Annotated in this window: 15 protein-coding genes and 1 pseudogene; 5 read left to right on the top strand and 11 right to left on the bottom strand. The window is 64.4% G+C overall.

Annotation, left to right across the window (positions count from 1 at the left end; genetic code table 11):
* Together C100_RS46660 and C100_RS46655 are read right to left on the bottom strand one after the other, a co-directional pair.
* A partial coding sequence (locus C100_RS46660) for a chloride channel protein (protein ID WP_037531478.1) occupies nucleotides 1–788 on the bottom strand: 788 nt, incomplete at its 3' end.
* Nucleotides 789–1082: 294 nt separating this feature from the next.
* The gene (locus tag C100_RS46655) at nucleotides 1083–1964 is read right to left on the bottom strand and encodes a LysR family transcriptional regulator (RefSeq protein ID WP_024022085.1); all 882 of its coding nucleotides are present in this window, start codon (nucleotides 1962–1964) and stop codon (nucleotides 1083–1085) included.
* Between the two features lie 143 nt (nucleotides 1965–2107).
* Here C100_RS46655 and C100_RS46650 point away from each other — a divergent pair, with 143 nt between their 5' ends.
* On the top strand, nucleotides 2108–2761 hold the full coding sequence (locus C100_RS46650) for a hydrolase (RefSeq protein ID WP_024022084.1): 654 nt from the start codon (nucleotides 2108–2110) through the stop codon (nucleotides 2759–2761).
* A gap of 193 nt (nucleotides 2762–2954) precedes the next feature.
* Here C100_RS46650 and C100_RS49025 read toward each other — a convergent pair.
* Nucleotides 2955–3056, bottom strand: a pseudogene (locus tag C100_RS49025) (SDR family oxidoreductase); the annotation flags it as partial.
* Here C100_RS49025 and C100_RS49600 point away from each other — a divergent pair.
* Nucleotides 3057–3365, top strand: coding sequence for an SDR family NAD(P)-dependent oxidoreductase (locus C100_RS49600; protein WP_200866604.1), 309 nt, complete (start codon nucleotides 3057–3059; stop codon nucleotides 3363–3365).
* A gap of 39 nt (nucleotides 3366–3404) precedes the next feature.
* Here the strand turns inward: C100_RS49600 and C100_RS46640 are convergent, their stop codons facing one another.
* Genes C100_RS46640 through C100_RS46630 form a run of 3 tightly spaced genes read right to left on the bottom strand, consistent with a single transcriptional unit; the run spans nucleotide 3405 to nucleotide 7801 of the window.
* Complete coding sequence (locus tag C100_RS46640; RefSeq protein WP_024022082.1) at nucleotides 3405–6248, bottom strand: TonB-dependent receptor domain-containing protein; 2844 nt, start codon at nucleotides 6246–6248, stop codon at nucleotides 3405–3407.
* Nucleotides 6249–6284: 36 nt separating this feature from the next.
* Nucleotides 6285–7256: a FecR family protein gene (locus tag C100_RS46635; RefSeq protein ID WP_024022081.1), complete on the bottom strand. Its 972-nt coding sequence runs from the start codon at nucleotides 7254–7256 to the stop codon at nucleotides 6285–6287.
* Nucleotides 7223–7801: an RNA polymerase sigma factor gene (locus C100_RS46630; RefSeq protein ID WP_024022080.1), complete on the bottom strand. Its 579-nt coding sequence runs from the start codon at nucleotides 7799–7801 to the stop codon at nucleotides 7223–7225. The genes C100_RS46635 and C100_RS46630 overlap by 34 nt, the downstream gene beginning before the upstream one ends.
* Nucleotides 7802–8100: 299 nt before the next feature.
* Between C100_RS46630 and C100_RS46625 the strand changes: the two genes are divergently transcribed.
* Both C100_RS46625 and C100_RS46620 read left to right on the top strand, forming a co-directional pair.
* Nucleotides 8101–10581 (top strand): TonB-dependent receptor, encoded by a 2481-nt coding sequence (locus C100_RS46625; RefSeq protein WP_024022079.1) that lies wholly within the window; start codon nucleotides 8101–8103, stop codon nucleotides 10579–10581.
* 2 nt (nucleotides 10582–10583) lie between these two features.
* Nucleotides 10584–12116 (top strand): CehA/McbA family metallohydrolase, encoded by a 1533-nt coding sequence (locus tag C100_RS46620; protein WP_024022078.1) that lies wholly within the window; start codon nucleotides 10584–10586, stop codon nucleotides 12114–12116.
* 23 nt (nucleotides 12117–12139) lie between these two features.
* On the opposite strand, the gene trmB is transcribed toward C100_RS46620, so the two are convergent.
* The 4 genes from trmB to C100_RS46600 all read right to left on the bottom strand — a co-directional run bounded on the left by trmB (nucleotide 12140) and on the right by C100_RS46600 (nucleotide 14648).
* Entirely contained in the window at nucleotides 12140–12835 is a 696-nt protein-coding gene (gene trmB, locus C100_RS46615; RefSeq protein ID WP_024022077.1) for a tRNA (guanine(46)-N(7))-methyltransferase TrmB, read from the bottom strand.
* A gap of 48 nt (nucleotides 12836–12883) precedes the next feature.
* Nucleotides 12884–13279: an MAPEG family protein gene (locus tag C100_RS46610; RefSeq protein ID WP_031310364.1), complete on the bottom strand. Its 396-nt coding sequence runs from the start codon at nucleotides 13277–13279 to the stop codon at nucleotides 12884–12886.
* Nucleotides 13280–13498: 219 nt separating this feature from the next.
* The gene (locus C100_RS46605; protein ID WP_024022075.1) at nucleotides 13499–14224 is read right to left on the bottom strand and encodes a TorF family putative porin; all 726 of its coding nucleotides are present in this window, start codon (nucleotides 14222–14224) and stop codon (nucleotides 13499–13501) included.
* A gap of 13 nt (nucleotides 14225–14237) precedes the next feature.
* The gene (locus C100_RS46600; protein ID WP_024022074.1) at nucleotides 14238–14648 is read right to left on the bottom strand and encodes a hypothetical protein; all 411 of its coding nucleotides are present in this window, start codon (nucleotides 14646–14648) and stop codon (nucleotides 14238–14240) included.
* Between the two features lie 510 nt (nucleotides 14649–15158).
* On the opposite strand from C100_RS46600, the gene C100_RS46595 reads away from it, so the two are divergent.
* Nucleotides 15159–15557, top strand: coding sequence for an endonuclease domain-containing protein (locus tag C100_RS46595; protein ID WP_031310363.1), 399 nt, complete (start codon nucleotides 15159–15161; stop codon nucleotides 15555–15557).
* A gap of 53 nt (nucleotides 15558–15610) precedes the next feature.
* On the opposite strand, the gene C100_RS46590 is transcribed toward C100_RS46595, so the two are convergent.
* A partial coding sequence (locus tag C100_RS46590; protein ID WP_024022072.1) for a TRCF domain-containing protein occupies nucleotides 15611–17209 on the bottom strand: 1599 nt, incomplete at its 5' end.

The following is a 17209-nucleotide window of genomic DNA, read 5'->3' as shown; positions in this document are numbered from 1 at the left end:
CTGGTCGCCGCGGCCAGCGCCAGCCGGGCGAACAGGCCGCCCGACAGGCCGCCGAGCACGCCTGCGAACAGCGCCACCACCATGGCGGAGCCGAGCGGCAGATGCGCGGCGACCGCGCCGAAATAGACATAGTCGCCCGCCATGCCGAGGCTGACCATGCCCGAGATGATGACGGCGGTGATGACGAGCAACGTCATGCGCTGTTCGTAGGCCGAAGCCAGTTCTTCGATCGCGAAGCTGATCCCCGCGAGCGGCGTGTTGAAGGCGGCGGCGACGCCCGCCGCGCCGCCCGCGACCATGACGGAGGCGCGCAAGGGCACCTGCAATACGGCATGGACGCGGGCGAGGATGGCGGCGGAAATCTGAACCGTGGGGCCTTCGCGCCCGACCGAGGCGCCGACCAGCAGGCCCGCGAGCGTGAGCGCGACCTTCAGCAAGGCGGTGCGCAGATCCACCAGTCGGCTGCCAATCTGTTCGGGCAGGCGGGTTGCGGCGATCACCTGCGGGATGCCCGATCCGCCGGCAAAGGGCGCATAGTTGCGGGTGACCCAGGCGATCCCCGCGAAACCAAGCGGCGTCAGAAGCAACGGCAGCCAGGGCAGGGCGATCACCAATTCCTCAAAGGCATCGCTCGCTTCATCCGCGGCGCGGGCGAAGACGAGCGCGGCCAGGCCCACCAAGATGGCGCCGCCCATCAGCGCCAGACGACGGCGGAAGATCAGCGACGTGGGTCCGCTGTGGCGGATCAAAGCGCGCATACGGCGGGTGGTCCAGCGGCGACCGGTCATGAAATGGCGGCTCCCCGATCCGGCGTGTCGGCAGGGCAGGCGGAAGAAGCTGGCGCAATTTCAGAAAAAACGGGAAAGGGGAAGAATTTTGCCAACAAGCTGCTCCGCATCTGGACCCGAATAGCCAACGGCTAATCTTTCCATCCCCTCTATGGGGCCGCGAATGGAGAGGCAAGGCTGACTTTCCCCCAAAAACAGGCATTTTCAGCCCAGGATTATTTTGCGGCCGGTGGGACGCCGATCGGATGGCGCGCCCGCATTGTCAGCGATAGAGCGCCCTGCAAATGCGGATGCTCAGACCGTTTGGGCGGACCGGGCGAAACATTCCATCAGCATCTCTGTGAGCACCCGTATCTTGCGTTGGGGATGTTGCCCCGGCGGACGGACGACATAGACGCCCGCGGGCGGCGGCGGGTAGCGCGTCATGACCGGAACCAGCGCCCCGGAGGCGACATGCGGATCGGTGACACCATCGGGAAGCCAGGCGATGCCCAGGCCCTCCAGCGCAGCGGCGACGAGGGCCAGGGCGTTGTCGGCCTTGAAACGCCCGCGCGGATAGACGGTGACGGTCCGGTCGCCGTCCATGAACTGCCATGCTTCCGTGCCCTGCATCAGGGCCTGATGCGCGGCGACCTCATCGGGCGCCTGGGGGGAACCGTGCAGGGCGATATAATCCGGGCTGGCCACCAGCTTGCCATGGATCGGCCCGATGCGACGGGCGAGCAGGTTTGAATCCTGAAGATAGCCGACCCGTATCGCGCAGTCATAGCCTTCCGCGATCAGGTCGACGAAGCGGTCAGTATAGCAGGTCTGTATATGGAGTTGGGGGTGATCTCGCGCCATTCGGGCGATCACCTGCGCAAAATGGCTTGGCCCGAAGGATAGCGGGGCGGCCACGCGCAGGCGGCCGCGCAGATCGCCGGCGGGCAGGATCGTTTCCCGCGCGATGTCGACCTCCACGCAGACCCTGGCCGCATAGTCGCGAAAGGTCGCCCCTGCTTCGGTCAGGGCAGAGCCGCGCGTGGTCCGGGCCAGAAGCTGGACGCCGAGATCCGCTTCAAGCCGGGCCAGCCGCCGGCTGACGATCGATTTGGAGACGCCGAGCCGAAGCGCGGCGGGCGATACGCCGCCTGCATCCGCAACCTCCACGAAGGTCTGCAATTCTTCGATATCCATGAAGGTGTTCCTGTTTATGCGACACAGCTTGTCAGATCAGGGTGCTACCGCAACAGTTGTGGGAACGGCAATACCCCGCTGCGGCCGCATCGGCATGGGCGCATGTCTGCCGCCAGCCGCACCCACAGCATCAGAGGATAGTCATGACCTTTCGCAACGGCCTCAATTCGCTCCTTCGTCCCGAAGATTCCGTGCTCGTCCTGATCGACCACCAACCCTATCAGTTGGCGAACCTTAACAGCCACGAACCGCAGATGGTGGTCAACAACGCCACGGCCCTGGCCAAGGCCGCCAAGGTTTTCGGCGTTCCAACGATCCTGACGAGCGTGATCGCCGACCGGGGCGGGCTTCTTTTTCCCCAGATCACCGACGTGTTTCCCGATCAGGCGGTCATCGACCGGACCTTCATCAACACCTGGGAGGACCAGACGGTGGTCGATGCGGCAAAGGCGACCGGGCGCAAGCAGTTGATCATCGCCGGTTTGTGGACCGAAATCTGCGTGGCGATGCCCGTCATTCAGGCCCTCGGCGAGGGTTGGGACGTGACGGTCATCACCGATGCGTCGGGCGCCGTTTCAGTGGAGGCGCATGACGTCGCGATCCGGCGCATGATCGCGGCCGGCGCGAACATGATGACCTGGCTGGCGCTGGCGGCCGAATGGCAGCGCGATTGGGCGCGGCTGGAAACGGCGGTCGAGCTGACCGAAGTCATCAAGCAGCACGCAGCGGGCAGCGGCATCGCCTATCTGTGGGAGCAGCAACTGCTCAACACGCCGGTCCCGAGCGCAGCCGGCTGACCTGAGGCGAACCATGCTTCCTTGACGCGATCGGATGCCCGCGACGGACGATGGCCGTCGCGGGCATCCGGTTCGCCCCAGCGGCCGGTCCTGGAGCATGCAGCGTAAAGCCAGACGCGGGCAGAATGGTCCAGTTGTTTGTTTTCGCATTATTTTATGCGGAGAACCGGTTCCCACTTTTCCGCAGGATATTCTATATCTGCGCCAGACCTCCGTCGGCGAAGACTTCGCTGCCGGTCATGAAGCTGCTGTCGGCGGAGGCGAGGAACGCGGCCACCGCCGCGACCTCGACCGGGTGAACGGCAAGACGGCAGTGATAACGGGCGGCGGCACCGGCATCGGCTTCGCGTCGGCCCAGCGCTTCATCGAAGAGGGTGCATTCGTCTATATCTTCGGGCGGCGGCAGGAACTGCCGGATGCGGCGGCCGAACGCGCGGTGCAGGGCGTCAGCGACAAGATGCTGATCCACTACAGGCTGACCGAACTCGGCCATAGCCTGGCGCAGGCGCTGGCGCCCCTGTGCAACTGGGGCAGCGACAATATGGATGCGGTGGCCCGGATATTTGCGGAGCGTGATGGCTGGGCTGGCAGGCAAGCTTCCTGACCGCTCGTCGCGCTTTCCCGGCGCGGAGCGGCAGCGCGATCAGTAGGAGAGGTTGAGCGTCATGCGAACGGTCCGCCCGAATTCTGGCCTGGCGAGGAAATATCGGGCGCCGGCAACGCCGCTGTCGAAGGAGCCGGTTCGGGGATTCCCTTCGGTAAGGCCAAGCGCGTTGGTGAGGTTGGTGCCATGGAGAGCGAGCGAGAGATGATCGGTCAGCCTGGCGTTCACATGCGCATTGAGCATGGAAAAGGCGGGCAGCCGCTGGGTGTTGGCGATGTCCGCATATCGGCCGGAATAATGCACCAGTTCCGCGCTGATGCGCAGCTTTTTGGCCAGCAGGTCGAGGCTGGGCGTCGCCCGCACGGACAGCTTTGGCACACGGATCAACTGATTGCCGGTCACGTCCCGTGTCGCAGGCGCGCCATCGACCAGTTCCACGAAATTGAAATGGCGATAGCGCGGATCCTGGAGCGTCGCCTGGACATCGAGTTGCAGCGGGCCGAACAGGTCGGCATGGCCCGACAATTCCAGCCCGATCGTGGTGGTGTCCGCGATCGATATGCGGTCGATATAGGTGTTGGTTTCCGGGTCGAAGCGATGATCGATGAACGGCAGCCGCGCAAAATCGGTCTTGAACGCAACGATGGACAGGGTCCAGTGCCGATGCAGCGCGGTCAAGCCAGCTTCCCACATGGTGATCGGGACGATGGCTTCGTCGGTGCGGTCCGGCAGGGCGCTGAATTCGGTGGCGCTTGGCAGCCGGGCGATGCGTGTGAAGCGCAGGAACATGCCGGTCGCGGGCGCAGGATGATAATTGATCCCAACGGTTCCGCTCAGCCCCGCAAAGGATCGGTCGATCCGGCGCACGACCCCGTTGCAGCTGAGCACGGCATCGTCCGCCAGCGTCGCCGGATCGCCCAGGTCGACCGGAACCGCGCCCTCGACGCCGCCGCCGATCAGGGTTCGCTCCCACCGCGCACCCATGTCGATGCGCCAGCGGGGCGTGACTTTCCATTCGTCGGCCAGATACACCGCCAGATTGGAGGCGTGCAAAGATACGGCGTCGAACAGGGAGCCGTAGCGCACGAAGCCGTTGTCGGTCAGCGCGCCGACCTGCCGCCCGGCGCCGTCCAGCGCCACGACGTCAAGCCGCTGCGCCTGGCCGGTGACGTCGAGCAGCACGGTGCTCATCTGGCGGTCATAGCGCAGGCTGGTGTCGGCATAGGTGACGCCCAGCGCGACATCATGGTCGCCCCAATGATCGACGCGCGTGGTGAACCGCGCATCGCCGATAAACTCGTCCATCGGCAACTGGACGGCAAGAAGGTTGGCGCCGACTACCAGGCCATTGCCATTGCTTTGGGGAGTCAATGGCTTGCCGCTTTCAGCATAGCGTATCTGTGCCGTGGCCGCGCCGGGAAAGGCGGCCGCAAGCTGCGGCCAGGCATTTGCGAGATAGTCGGCGCCGGTTGACGGGCGACCAATCGGGAAAAGGCCGTTGCGCGTCGTCGTGCCGGTGCGCAGGCGCGCCTTGACCTCAACCGCGCTGCGTTCTCCCAATGCCGCCCGGCCGGTCAGGGAATAAAAGGTGATGCGGCTGTGCGTCCCTTGCGACAGGTCGAAGTCCTGTGGTCCGGCAGGGGTTTTGAACGCGACATGGACATTGTTCGGTCCGGCGAGCGTGTCGAACAACGGATCGAACCCAGGGATGGCCTGGACATCGCCCCGATCGCCAAATTGCAGCGGCACGGGCAAATAGAGGATCACACGGTCGTCGAGCCGTTTGACATTGGCCGACAGCCGGACCGATCCGTCATCATAAGTAATGCCCGCGCGGACTTGTCCGCCCTGATCCGCCCGGAAGCCGGGATTCCGCAGCCCATCGTCCGCGCGGTAGAAACCGCCCAGCGCAATCCCCAGATGCGGCGCGACCCGAACGCCGGCAAAGCCTTCGACCCGCTCATATCCGAAATCGCCGATCGCGGCTGAGATGGTGTAGCCCGGATCATGCAAGCCGTTGCGGGTGAGAAAATCGATGCTGCCGCCGGGGGCATTGGGTGCGAAAATGGCGGAGGGGCCGCCGCGCACGGCCTCCACGCGATCGATCGTCGCATCCACCCTGAACACCTGGTCGGTATTCAGATAGCCAAGGCCGCCGTCATATTGAATGGGCAAACCGTCTTCAAGCAGCGCCACCGACGAATAGCCGTCGGTCGGGATGCCGCGAGACCGGATATTGTTGCTGGCCTCGCCGCCGGTCGCCTCGACCCAGAAGCCGGGAATTTGCCTGAACAAATCTGCGGTCGACAAATGGCCGTGGCGGGCGAGCGTGTCCGCATCGATCTCGGTCAGCGCATAGCTCAACTCGGGCGCGCTGAGCGGCGTGGCTGCGGCGCGGCCTGTTACCAGGATATCGGCGGCCGGTGCAGGCGGGGGCAGCGGGACGGGGTGCGTGACCCGTGATGGCGTCGGCACCGGCCTGCGTGGCGCGTGAGGCCGGGCGGGGGGAGAGGCGGACGCTCGCAAAGTGACGACATGGCCCGTGAAGCTCGCCACCGCCAGATCGTGACCGCGCAACAGGCGCGCCAGCGCTTGGCGTGCTGACATCTTGCCATGCAGGGGCGCGCTGCGCCGTCCTGTGGCCATGCGATAGGGGTAGAGAATCTGGACGCCGGATTGACGGGCGAACAGATCGAGCGCCTGCGCCAGATCCTGCGCTGGAATGTCGAACCTGGTCGATTGTTCGGCCTGGGCCGTGGCAGGCATGGCGACGACCAGCGCCGTGGCGAGCAGCGACAGGCTGTTCGATCGCGTCGGGCAGAGGCTTGAAGATCGGGTGGTCGATCGTCGGAGAACCTGACGAAGGCCGCGAATCGCACGCATGATGCTCTGATGAACCGTCCGCGCGTCAGCTATATGTCAGGGCCGGCGGAATAGCAGAACCCGATCGCCTTCCCGTCGATGCGCGATGCCGAAACCCTGGTCCAGCGCCAGCAAGAAGGCGTCGGGCTGCGCGGTTTCAAATGTGCCGCCAAGCTGGGTAGGCGCCAGATCGGCGGTTTGAAGCTCGATCCGGTAGGGCAGATAGCGGTTGAATTCGGCGACGGCCTGGCCGAGCGCCATGCCGTTGAATATGATCTCTCCATGGCGCCAGGCGGTGGTCGCCGCCATCGCGTCGGCCGACATATGCGCAATATGCGCCGCGCCATCCGCGATGGTCAGCGTCTGGCCGGCTTGCAGCATCTGCGCCTGTGTGCCGCGATAAATGGTGGCGGCACGTCCGTCGATGACCAGCAGATGGCCACCGCCAGGTTGAAGCCGCAGATTGAATTCGCCCTGACTCAAGCGGGCGTCGATCGGATCGCTATACAGGCGAAACGGCTTGCCGCCGCCGCGCACGCGCAGGTTCGCCTCGCCCCGCTCGACCCAGAAATCGCGCCCGTCGTCGAAACGCCATGCGATGCGCGTGTCCGTGTTGAGCAAGGCCTGGCTGCCGTCGGGCAAGTGAACCGTCCGGCGCTCGCCGACCGCCGTTTGCGCATAGGCGCGGCGGGGCCACGCCATGAAGGCGCCAATGGCGCCCACGCCGAGCATCGCTGCGACCGCGCCGCCGGCCAAGGCGCGGCGGGTTAACGCCCTGGGCGCCGGCAGGTCCGGCTCCGCGGGCGCGGGGCGGGGCATATCGGCCGGCTGTTCCAGCATGACGGACAGGCGCTTGTCGGCCGTGCGTCGCCATGTCGCGGCGACCTGAGCAAATGCGGCGGCATGTCGGGGGTCTGAATTGCGCCAGGCTTCAAATGCCTGGTCATCGGCCGTGCCGCAGTCGAGCGCGATCAGCCAATCAATGGCCTGATCGTTCAGATCTGTTCCAGCCTGTCCTTGTTCTCCCATGTAGTTACTTGCTCCGCCTTCCCCTGTACGCCCTGACGATCCAGCCGCTGTACTAGTAGGCGAAGGGCCTTTACCAGATGTGTTTCCACCGTGGAGACGGAAATATTCATTCTTTCCGCTACCTGCGTTGGCGGCAATCCCTCAATCCGACGAAGATAGATTGCTTCGCGCATTCGCGGGGGCATGTCCTGCATCACCTTGACGACATGATCGAGTTCGGACCGGTCCATCGCGACGACATCGGGCGTCGGATCTTCGTCGGCCAGGTCCAGCGTGTTGAGCAGCATATTCTGGTCGATCCGCACGACGTCGGCGCGCCGGAACCGTTCGATCGCCAGATTGCGGATGATCCGCATGGTGAAGGCGTGCGGGTTGGCGATCGAGGTCCAGTCGTTCAGGCCGAATAACCGCGCATAGGCTTCCTGCACCAGTTCTTCGGCTTCGTCCTTCTGTCGCACCAGGCTGAGCGCGTAGCGGCGGTGCTGCGCGTGGTAGATGAAAATGCGGTCGGCGAACCAGATGTCGATGTCGCGTAACCAACCCATGTCTGTCGACGCTCCATCGCGATTACGGAATGCGGGCGGCGTAGAGCGCGCTTGTTACAAAGGATTGACAGCGCGGCGGATACGGCCGGCGGCATCGGGCCGGTCGCGCCGATAGCGAAAAAAAACCTGAAAAAATTTTCATGGGGAGTAGCGGCATGAGCCGCTGACCCCGTCTGCGCCACGAAAGCTCAATTCATGGCCGCCTGCCTTCATGCCCGGACGCGCATCATGCGCCCGGACACGGGTTCTGTCGCGCCCATGGAACGGGCCGGAAAGGGATTTACCAAGGGGATAGTTGCATGAAGTCGTTTCTCATTACATCGTCGGTCATCGCCATTCTATGCGCCGGGGCCGCCCCCGCATGGGCGCAGGGACAACAGCCTGGCGATGCCGACGCGGCGGTTGCGCAAGACGGTTTCGACCAGATCATCGTGACCGGCCGCGCGGGCACCGGGGAGCGGACCAAGGCGGAAACCAGCTATTCGGTCACCACCATCGACGAGGAAAAGCTGCGCTTGCAGGCGCCGACGAGCGTGACCGAGGCGCTCAAGTCGGTCCCAGGCTTCTGGGTCGAGGCATCGGGCGGCGAAGCGAGCGGCAACGTCCGCGCGCGCGGCGTTCCGGTCGACGGCTTTGGATCGGTGCAATTGCTGGAGGACGGCATTCCCGTCCAGCATGATCCCGCGCTGGGCTACCTCAATGCCGACCAGGCCTTTCGCCTGGACGAGACGATCGACCGCATCGAAGTGGTGCGAGGCGGCCCGGCATCGCTTTTCTATTCGAACGCTCCCGCCGGCGCGATCAACTTCATCCCGCGTCAGGTCGGCGATCAGGCCGAGGGGCTGGTCAAGTTCACGCTGGGCGCCGACAATTTCTATCGCACCGATTTCTGGGTCGGCGCGCCCGTCGGCGACTGGAAGGTCGCGCTGGGCGGCTTCTACCGGTCGGGCGACGGCGTGCGCGATCCCGGCTTTACCGGCAATCGCGGTGGTCAGGTGCGCGCGACGATTTCGCGCGAATGGGAAAACGCCAAGTTCAGTTTCGACGTGAAGCGCCTGGACGACATCGTCGCCTTCTACACGGGTATCCCTATGCGGACCTCAGAAGACGGCAAGATCCGCGCGGTTCCCGGCTTCAGCGGCCATAGCGGCACCGTCGCCGGCCCGGAAACCGAACGCATCAAGATGATCCAGGGCGACGGCAGCATCTATGATTTCGACAACAGCGTCGGGACCCAGGTCAAGCGCACCCAGTTGACCAGTAAGTTCGAGATCGAGCCATTCGACGGCTGGAACATCAGCAATACCTCGCGCTACAACGACACGAAGACGCAGCGGAACGGCGTCTATCCCAACGCCCTGCAAAGCGCGTCGGCCCTGCTGCAACAAAATGCCGGGCTGCTCGCCCAGGCGCCCGACGCGGCCGCGCTGCAATTGCGTTACGTGACCACGCCGGGCCAGATTTACGACACGGCCAACCAGAATGGGAATGGCCTGGTCATCGTCGGCGGGCTGCGCGGCATCACCATGCCGGTCAAGGAGTTCATGAGCGACACGCGCATCGCCCATCGCTTCGATATGGGATCGACCACGCACGACATCACGTTCGGCTATTATTTCGCGCATATCGATGAGGATTTCAGCCGCTATTCCTCCACGGCGCTGCTGGACGTGCAGGATAATGCCCGCCTGCTCAATCTCGTCGCGGTCGATGCCGCCGGCAATGTCGTCAAGACCTATTCCGACAATGGCATATATCGTTATGGCTATGAGTGGGAAGACGCCCATGGCGAGCAGACCACCCATGCGCTTTACATTTCGGACGAGTGGCAGATCACGCCGAAGCTGCGTATCGACGGTGGCGTGCGTTGGGAAACGATGCGCGCCCGCGGCACGGTCGGTCTCAAGAAGACGGTCAATCTGGGGACGCCGGCGACCTCGTCCATCATTACCGGCAGCGGCGTCTACGCCAATTATAACGACAATTTCAGCCACGCCACGGTGACGGCCGGCGCCAATTATCAGTTCAGCCCGAATGCGGGGGTCTTTGCCCGCTATACCTATGCCAACCGCCTGCCGAGCCTGGGCAACTATATCACCAACGCGTCGGCCAAGCCGATCGTGCAGACGATGCATCTGGGCGAAATCGGCGCCAAATATACCAGCCCCCTGATCGACCTTTATGCCACCGGCTTCTGGACGAAATATAATGATGTCGCCTTCACCAACTATCGTTTCGATCTGAACAACGGCGCGTCCGTCACCGAAGCGCTGTTCGCCAATACCGAAACTTTCGGCCTGGAACTGGAAGGAACGGTGCGGCCGACGCCCTGGTTCGACATGTCGGCTTCGGCCACGTTGCAGGACCCCCGGTACAAGGGACTGGTTTACACCGACAGCGCGGGCAAGGTGAACGACTATGACGGCAATCGGCTTATCCGCGTGCCGACGGTCAGCCTGCGCTTCGTGCCGGGTGTCAACCTGTTCGACAATCGTCTGCGCGTGCAGGCGTCCTATGAATATGAAGGCCCGCGTTATGTCGATACGGCGAATTCGGTGCGACTGCCGGGCTATGCCACCATCAACCTCAGCGCCCGCGCCCAGATCAGCGATCGTATTTCGCTTTATGGATATGTGGACAATCTCAACAATTCGCTGGGCCTGACCGAGGGCAATCCCAGGGCGGGCGAACTGCAAAATGGTGATGCCGGCGCCAACAGCTTCATCGCGCGTCCGCTGATCGGCCGGAATTTCCGCGCCGCGTTGATGTATAAGTTCTGACCATGAAAGGGATCGCATTCTCCGCCATCGGCGTCGTTCTGGCCTGTCTTGCCCCCATGGCGGCCTATGGTCAGGCAACCCCGACCTCTCCCGCGGCGGCGCAAGGGGATGCGGTCCCTTACCAGACTTTGACCGGCGCGCTGACCCGTGCCGATCACGAGCGCTACCGGGAAATCCCCTTCGTCCTTCCCGAAGGCGTCACGCGGCTGACCGTCCGTTTCAGCTATGGCGGGAAAGACCAGCATTCCGTCATCGACCTTGGCCTGGCCGACCCCGAGCGTTTTCGGGGCTGGAGCGGCGGTACGCGCGACCATATGACCTTGAGCATCGAGGATGCGACGCCAGGCTATCTGCCAGGACCGCTGCCGGGGGGACAATGGCGTCTGATCCTGGGCGCGCCGAACATTCGTGAGGGCGCGCGGGCGTCGTTCGAGGCAAAGATATTCATCGAAAGACAGCCGGTCGTCACCGCATTTTCCGATGCTCCGATAAATCCCGCGCCTGGCTGGTATCGCGGCGACCTGCATATGCATAGTGGCAACAGCGACGGTAAATGCAGTTCGCAAACCGGGGAAAAAGTGCCTTGCCCGATCTATCGCACACTGGAGGCGGCGGTCGGCCGGGGGCTGGATTTCATCGCGCTGACCGATCATAATACGACGTCGCATTTTGAAGCGCTGCGCGAACTGCAAGGCAGTTTCGACAAATTGCTGCTGATCCCCGGTCGGGAAGTGACGACCTTTTACGGCCATGCCAATATTTTCGGTCCGACCGACTTCGTCAATTTCCAGATGACCGCGCCGGGCTATGCGCAGGCCGCCCAATGGATGGACGCGGCAAAGCGGGAAGGGGGCGTCGTGTCGATCAACCATCCCGGCGCGCCCTCCGGCGAACTCTGCATGGGCTGCGGCTGGGGTGTCGATGACCTGCCGCCCGGCGCCGTGCAGGCGATCGAAGTGGTGAACGGCGGCATGATGGCGCAAACCGGGTCGGCCGAAGGTCCGCTCCAGGGCTTCAAGCTATGGCATGACATGCTGGGCGCGGGCCAGCATGTCACCGCCATCGGCGGCAGCGACAATCACAATGCCGACATTCCGGCCGACAAGCCCGCCGCCATCGGCACGCCCACGACCGTCATTTTCATGCAGTCGCTTTCGGTTGAGGGCTTTCTGGACGGCATCCGCTCGGGACGCGTGTTCATCGATGTTCGGGGCGCCAAGCCGGGGAGCCTGCTCGACCTTTCTGCCACCAGCGGCAAGGAAGTGGCTGAAATGGGGGGCACTCTGCATCCCCGCAGTGGCACGGCGGTTCATTTCAAGCTGGACCTGAAAGGCGTCGCGGGTGGCACGGCCCACCTGCTGATCGACGGCGAGGCGGATGGCGGCGAGGGCCGGACGATCGGCTCTGATGGCGTCATCGACTGGCCGGCCTGGACCAGCGACACGCGGCCTCACTGGGTCCATGCCGAAGTGCGGGATGCGCAGCGGCAATTGATCCTCATCGGCAATCCCGTCTATATCGCGCCGCGCAGATGAGTGCTGCCTGAGCGATCGCCAATCTATGTGCGCCGGTAACGGAAGTACCAGACCTCATGCCCCAGCCGGCGGGCCTTGGCTTCGTAGCGGGTTTCGGGCCAGCCGCCGGGGCGGTTCTGGAAATCCTTCGGCGCGCTTGCCAGCCATTCGAAATCGGGATGGCCGTTCATCACCATCAGCGCCCAGCGCAGATAGACCGGATGGTCGGTGCCGAAGCGGAATTCGCCGCCGGGCTTGAGCTTCTTCGCGATCATCGCCACCGGGCCGGGATTCATCATCCGGCGCTTGGCGTGGCGCGCCTTGGGCCAGGGGTCGGGATGGAGCAGATAGACGAAGCTGAGCGCACCGTCGGGGATGCGGCCAAGCACATCGAGGGCGTCGCCCATATGCAGGCGGACATTGCCCAGCGCCTGATCGCGGACATGGCCGAGCGCCTGGACCACGCCATTCAGAAACGGTTCGCACCCGATGAAGCCATGGTCGGGCAACAGGTCGGCGCGCCAGGCCAGATGCTCGCCGCCGCCAAAGCCGATTTCGAAATGCAGCGGCCGATCATAGCCGAACAGCCCCGCGGCAGTCACCTGGCCCTCCGTCGGGACGGACAGGGCCGGGAGCAGGGTGTCGACCAGTTCCTGCTGGCCCTTGCGAAGCTTTGGCCCCGATTGCCGGCCATAGAGGCGGTTGAGCGTCGTGGGATCGCCGGATTTATGCGCAGTCATGGGGCGCGCGCTTAGCGAGGGTCAGGGCGCGGGGCAAGCATGGCGAAGTCAGAGGCCCAGCAAAGGCCACAGCACGATCAGCAACCCGATCAGGCTGGCGAGGAAGAAGAGGGTGCGGACCACTGGAATGCCGAACGCATAGAGCGGCAGATAGACGACCCGTGCCGCGAGCCAGATCCAGCCGCCCATCGTGGTCCACTCGCTGGCCTTGCCCGCGACCACCACGCCGATCAGCGCGACGATGGCGATGGGCAGGGTTTCCATGAAATTGGCCTGCGCGCGGGAGAGGCGACCGGCGATGGGGTTGAGCGGCGGCAGATTTTCATCGCGGGCGCCCATATTCCATTTGGGGCCATATTGCTTCGTCTTCACATGGGCGGCGGCGAAGATGTGGACGAGGAGCAGGATCATGCCCCAGGCGAGAATCGTCAGTTCCAAGGGCATGGGCGTCATCCTCCTGCCACCGATGTAGCAAGGGCGGGGGCTGTAGGACAGGGGGCATGTCGGGTGTTGGGGTGGCGGGTCTTGATCCTTGCTCGTCACCCCGGCGAAAGCTGGGATCTTGGTGGGTCTGGCGCGTCATTGCGTGAGATCCCGGCTTTCGCCGGGATAACGGAATATAGGGTTCGCCGCCGACCGCCCGGCATGTATCCGCCCCAGGGATCATAAGGTGAAGTCCACCCTGCCGATCAGCGTCGCGCCGGCGTGGCGGGTGTCGGGGGCGTCGATGTCGGTGTCGGCGTAGCGCAGGCCGGCGGACCAGCGGCCCTGATACCAGTCGAGCGCGACGCCATGGTCCCAATAGGCGCCGTCGGGGCGCAGGCGGGCTGCGCTGACGGGGTTGCGCACATCGCCCGATGAGCGCCCGACATGGCCGGACATGGTGAAGGGCGTGCCGGGGATGCCCATCGCCGCGCCGCCCGACAGATAGAGATTGTCGCCGCCGATGGCGGATTGGCGCGGGGCGTAGCGGGCGCCAAGGTCGATGCTGGCCGGGCCGAGCGAGAAGCCGGCGATTGCGCCGACTTCGCCATAACCCCAATCCCGATCATCGGCGCGCGACGCGCCGGGGAAGAGATGATAGCGGCCCTCCGCGCTCAGACGGAATCCGCCCAGTTGCTTCATATAAGTGGCGCCCAGGTCCAGCACGGCGTCGGCGCCGCCATGACGGTCGCTGCCCCAAAGGGTGGTCGCCGCGCCATCCAGGCTGAAGCCCTGCGCCACGGGGACGGAGAGGGTGCCGCGCAGCACCGGATCGCCATCGCTCCAGCCAAGGCCCCGGCGGCGTTCATCGCTGGCGGCTTCGATCGTGACGGTGGGACCGGACGCATATTGGGCGGCGGCCGGAACGGCATGGCCGGCGAGCAGCAGCCCCCCCAGCCATGCCATGCGATTGCGGCGATCAGTTTGAAGCAAGATTACGTACCGAGTCCAGTTCCGCAAGAAGGGGGGCGCGATCGGCCTGGGCCACCGCAACGAGGTGGGCCTCTATCTTTTCCTGATGCCGGGCAAGGTTGCGTTCGGCGGTTTTGCGACCGGGCGTGCAGGCGCCGGCTTCGCTGCCCGAAAACGCCTTGTCGGTGGCGATGGTTCGGGCGAGCGCGGGGCCATGGTCGAGCTTGCGATCGACGATGATGGTCGCGGTCCACTGGCAGCGTTGCATATCCATGCGATTGGGGGTCTTGGCGCCGATCGTCTTCGTGCGCATTTCGGCGCGGGCGGTGTAGGTGGCGCCGATCTGCTGGCCATGATGGTCGATGGCGACATTATGGGTCGCGGCGGCGGCGGCAAGCGCGATAAGGGTGAAATTCATGGCATTCTCCTGCTTTTGACGCCGCACTTTGCTGTCCGGTCGTCGTTGTCCGGTGGTCGTCGTCCGGTCGTCCGGGGCTGGATTTAGGTTTCCGCTGTTGCTGCTTGTTTGCTGGATTATGAGGAATGGCGACATGGGGGCGGTGGGTCACAGCCACGCGCCACCGGCAAAGTTCACACTGTCGTGGGGTGTTACGGTGCGAATTTGCGGAAATAGTAACGGGAAAGCCCCGCCGACGCGCCAGGCACGCGCCACCTGCGCGCCACGCACGCGCCATCGACGCCACGGCGACGCGCCGGGGAAGCCACAGCGACGCGCCACTTGCCCGCCGGGGCGGGGAGGCTGCGTGAAGGGGAGCGGGGGGAAGAAGGCGGGTCATCCGACAGGATAGATCAGAGATTATTGCAATAGGAAAGGATGGCTGGTGTGGCGGCTCCTCTACTCCCCTCCCTGAAAGGGAGGGGCAGGGGGTGGGTAGGCGAGCGTAGCGAGCCTTGCTACCTTGCCGTCATGCGCCGGGTTCCCGCACATCTGACGGTCAATGCTCGTGCGCTCCGCAATGCGCCCACGGATGCCGAGCGACTGATATGGCGGCGCATGTCTATCTATCGGCCGCGCTTCACCCGACAATTGGTAGTCGGTTCCTATATCATCGACCTTGCCTGCCGCCCGGCAAAACTCGCGGTGGAGTTCGACGGCGCGCAGCATATCGATGCGGAGGATTATGATGCCCGTCGAACGGCTTTTCTGAGCGAGCAGGGCTGGACGGTGATGCGGTTCTGGAACGTCGATGTGGCGCAAAATCCTGACGGCGTGGTCGAGGCGATCTTGCACAAGGCCGCCGAATGCCTCGGCGGCACCCACCCCCAGCCCCTCCCTTCCAGGGAGGGGAGAAGAAGGGGACAGTGAGGCGAAATGGCGCTTTGCCCTCAAGGTGAAGAGGCTGGCCTTGTTCGCTATCGTCACGCAGCCGCCTTGGCCAGCCCCTTCGACAATTGCAGCGCGCCGTTCAGGCGGGCCTGCGGGTCGGGCCAGGCGCGGTCCAGCACCACCTTGCTGTCGGGACGCAGGCGGGCGACGCCGTTGAGCCGCTGGACATAGGCGACCAGGCCCGCCGGGTTGGGAAAGCGATCTTCGAAGAAGCTGACCAGCGCACCCTTGGGGCCGACATCGATCTTGGCGATGTTGGCGGTCATGCAATTCTGCTTGATCTCGATGATCTTGAGCAGGTTTTGCGTCGGCAGCGGCAGCTTGCCGAAACGGTCGATCAGTTCGGCGGCGAAGGATTCGATGCCATTGCGGTCCTCCAGTTCGTTGATGCGGCGATAGAGGCCCATGCGCAGGTCAAGATCGGGCACATAGTCGTCGGGGATGAGGATGGGCGCATCGACGCTGATCTGGGGCGAGAAGCTGTCGCTGCGCCGTTCGATGCCCCCAAGACCATTGGCGCCGCCCGCCTTGGCGTCCATGATCGCGTCTTCCAGCATCGACTGGTAAAGTTCGAAGCCGACTTCCTTGATATGGCCCGATTGTTCGTCGCCGACCAGGTTGCCCGCGCCGCGAATGTCGAGATCGTGGGACGCAAGCTGGAAGCCGGCGCCGAGCGTGTCGAGGTCGGAGAGAACCTTGAGCCGCTTTTCCGCCGTTTCGGTGATGATGCGGTTGGCGGGGGTGGTGAAATAGGCATAGGCGCGCGTTTTCGACCGGCCGACGCGACCGCGCAACTGGTAGAGCTGGGCGAGGCCGAAACGGTCGGCGCGGTGGATGATGAGGGTGTTGGCGCTGGGGATGTCGAGGCCGGATTCGACGATGGTGGTCGATAGGAGCACGTCGTAGCGCTTGTCGTAGAAAGCGGACATGCGTTCTTCGACATCGGTTGCCGACATCTGGCCATGGGCGACGATGGCCTTGATCTCCGGCACTTCGTTGCGGAGAAATTCCTCGATCTCGGTCAGGTCGGCGATGCGCGGCACGACGAAGAAGCTCTGCCCGCCGCGATAATGTTCGCGCAGCAAGGCTTCGCGGATGACGACGCCGTCCCAGGGCATGACATAGGTGCGGACCGCCAGACGATCGACCGGCGGGGTCTGGATGACGGAGAGTTCCCGCAGGCCAGACATCGCCATTTGCAGCGTGCGCGGGATGGGCGTGGCGGTGAGGGTGAGGACATGCACGTCGGTCTTGAGCGACTTCAGCCGTTCCTTGTGGGTGACGCCGAAACGCTGTTCCTCGTCCACGATGACGAGGCCCAGGCGCTTGAATTCCAGCCCCTTGGCAAGGAGGGCGTGGGTGCCGATGACGATGTCGATGCTGCCGTCGGCAAGGCCCGCCCTGGTCGCCTTCGCCTCCTTGTCGGGGACGAGGCGCGAGAGGCGGCCGATATTGATCGGGAAGCCGCGGAAGCGTTCTTCAAAATTCATGTGATGCTGGCGCGCGAGGAGCGTGGTGGGGCAGATCAGCACGACCTGCATCCCCGCCATCGCCGCGACGAAGGCGGCGCGCAGCGCGACTTCGGTCTTGCCGAAGCCGACATCGCCGCAGACGAGCCGGTCCATCGGCAT

Source organism: Sphingobium sp. C100 (genome assembly GCF_000508185.1).
In the GTDB taxonomy this organism is placed as follows: domain Bacteria; phylum Pseudomonadota; class Alphaproteobacteria; order Sphingomonadales; family Sphingomonadaceae; genus Sphingobium.
Note: the sequence above shows the minus strand (reverse complement) of the source record. Positions and strands in the feature narration are given on the sequence as shown.

Excerpts from the sequence above, each read along its gene's own strand:
- C100_RS46635 (WP_024022081.1), bottom strand. The coding sequence starts at position 7,256 with ATGGGAGAACAAGGACAGGCTGGAACAGATCTGAACGATCAGGCCATT.
- C100_RS46600 (WP_024022074.1), bottom strand. The coding sequence starts at position 14,648 with ATGAATTTCACCCTTATCGCGCTTGCCGCCGCCGCCGCGACCCATAAT.
- C100_RS46640 (WP_024022082.1), bottom strand. The coding sequence starts at position 6,248 with ATGCGTGCGATTCGCGGCCTTCGTCAGGTTCTCCGACGATCGACCACC.
- C100_RS46595 (WP_031310363.1), top strand. The coding sequence starts at position 15,159 with ATGCGCCGGGTTCCCGCACATCTGACGGTCAATGCTCGTGCGCTCCGC.
- C100_RS46625 (WP_024022079.1), top strand. The coding sequence starts at position 8,101 with ATGAAGTCGTTTCTCATTACATCGTCGGTCATCGCCATTCTATGCGCC.
- C100_RS46655 (WP_024022085.1), bottom strand. The coding sequence starts at position 1,964 with ATGGATATCGAAGAATTGCAGACCTTCGTGGAGGTTGCGGATGCAGGC.
- C100_RS46610 (WP_031310364.1), bottom strand. The coding sequence starts at position 13,279 with ATGCCCTTGGAACTGACGATTCTCGCCTGGGGCATGATCCTGCTCCTC.
- C100_RS46650 (WP_024022084.1), top strand. The coding sequence starts at position 2,108 with ATGACCTTTCGCAACGGCCTCAATTCGCTCCTTCGTCCCGAAGATTCC.
- trmB (WP_024022077.1), bottom strand. The coding sequence starts at position 12,835 with ATGACTGCGCATAAATCCGGCGATCCCACGACGCTCAACCGCCTCTAT.
- C100_RS46605 (WP_024022075.1), bottom strand. The coding sequence starts at position 14,224 with ATGGCATGGCTGGGGGGGCTGCTGCTCGCCGGCCATGCCGTTCCGGCC.
- C100_RS46620 (WP_024022078.1), top strand. The coding sequence starts at position 10,584 with ATGAAAGGGATCGCATTCTCCGCCATCGGCGTCGTTCTGGCCTGTCTT.
- C100_RS46630 (WP_024022080.1), bottom strand. The coding sequence starts at position 7,801 with ATGGGTTGGTTACGCGACATCGACATCTGGTTCGCCGACCGCATTTTC.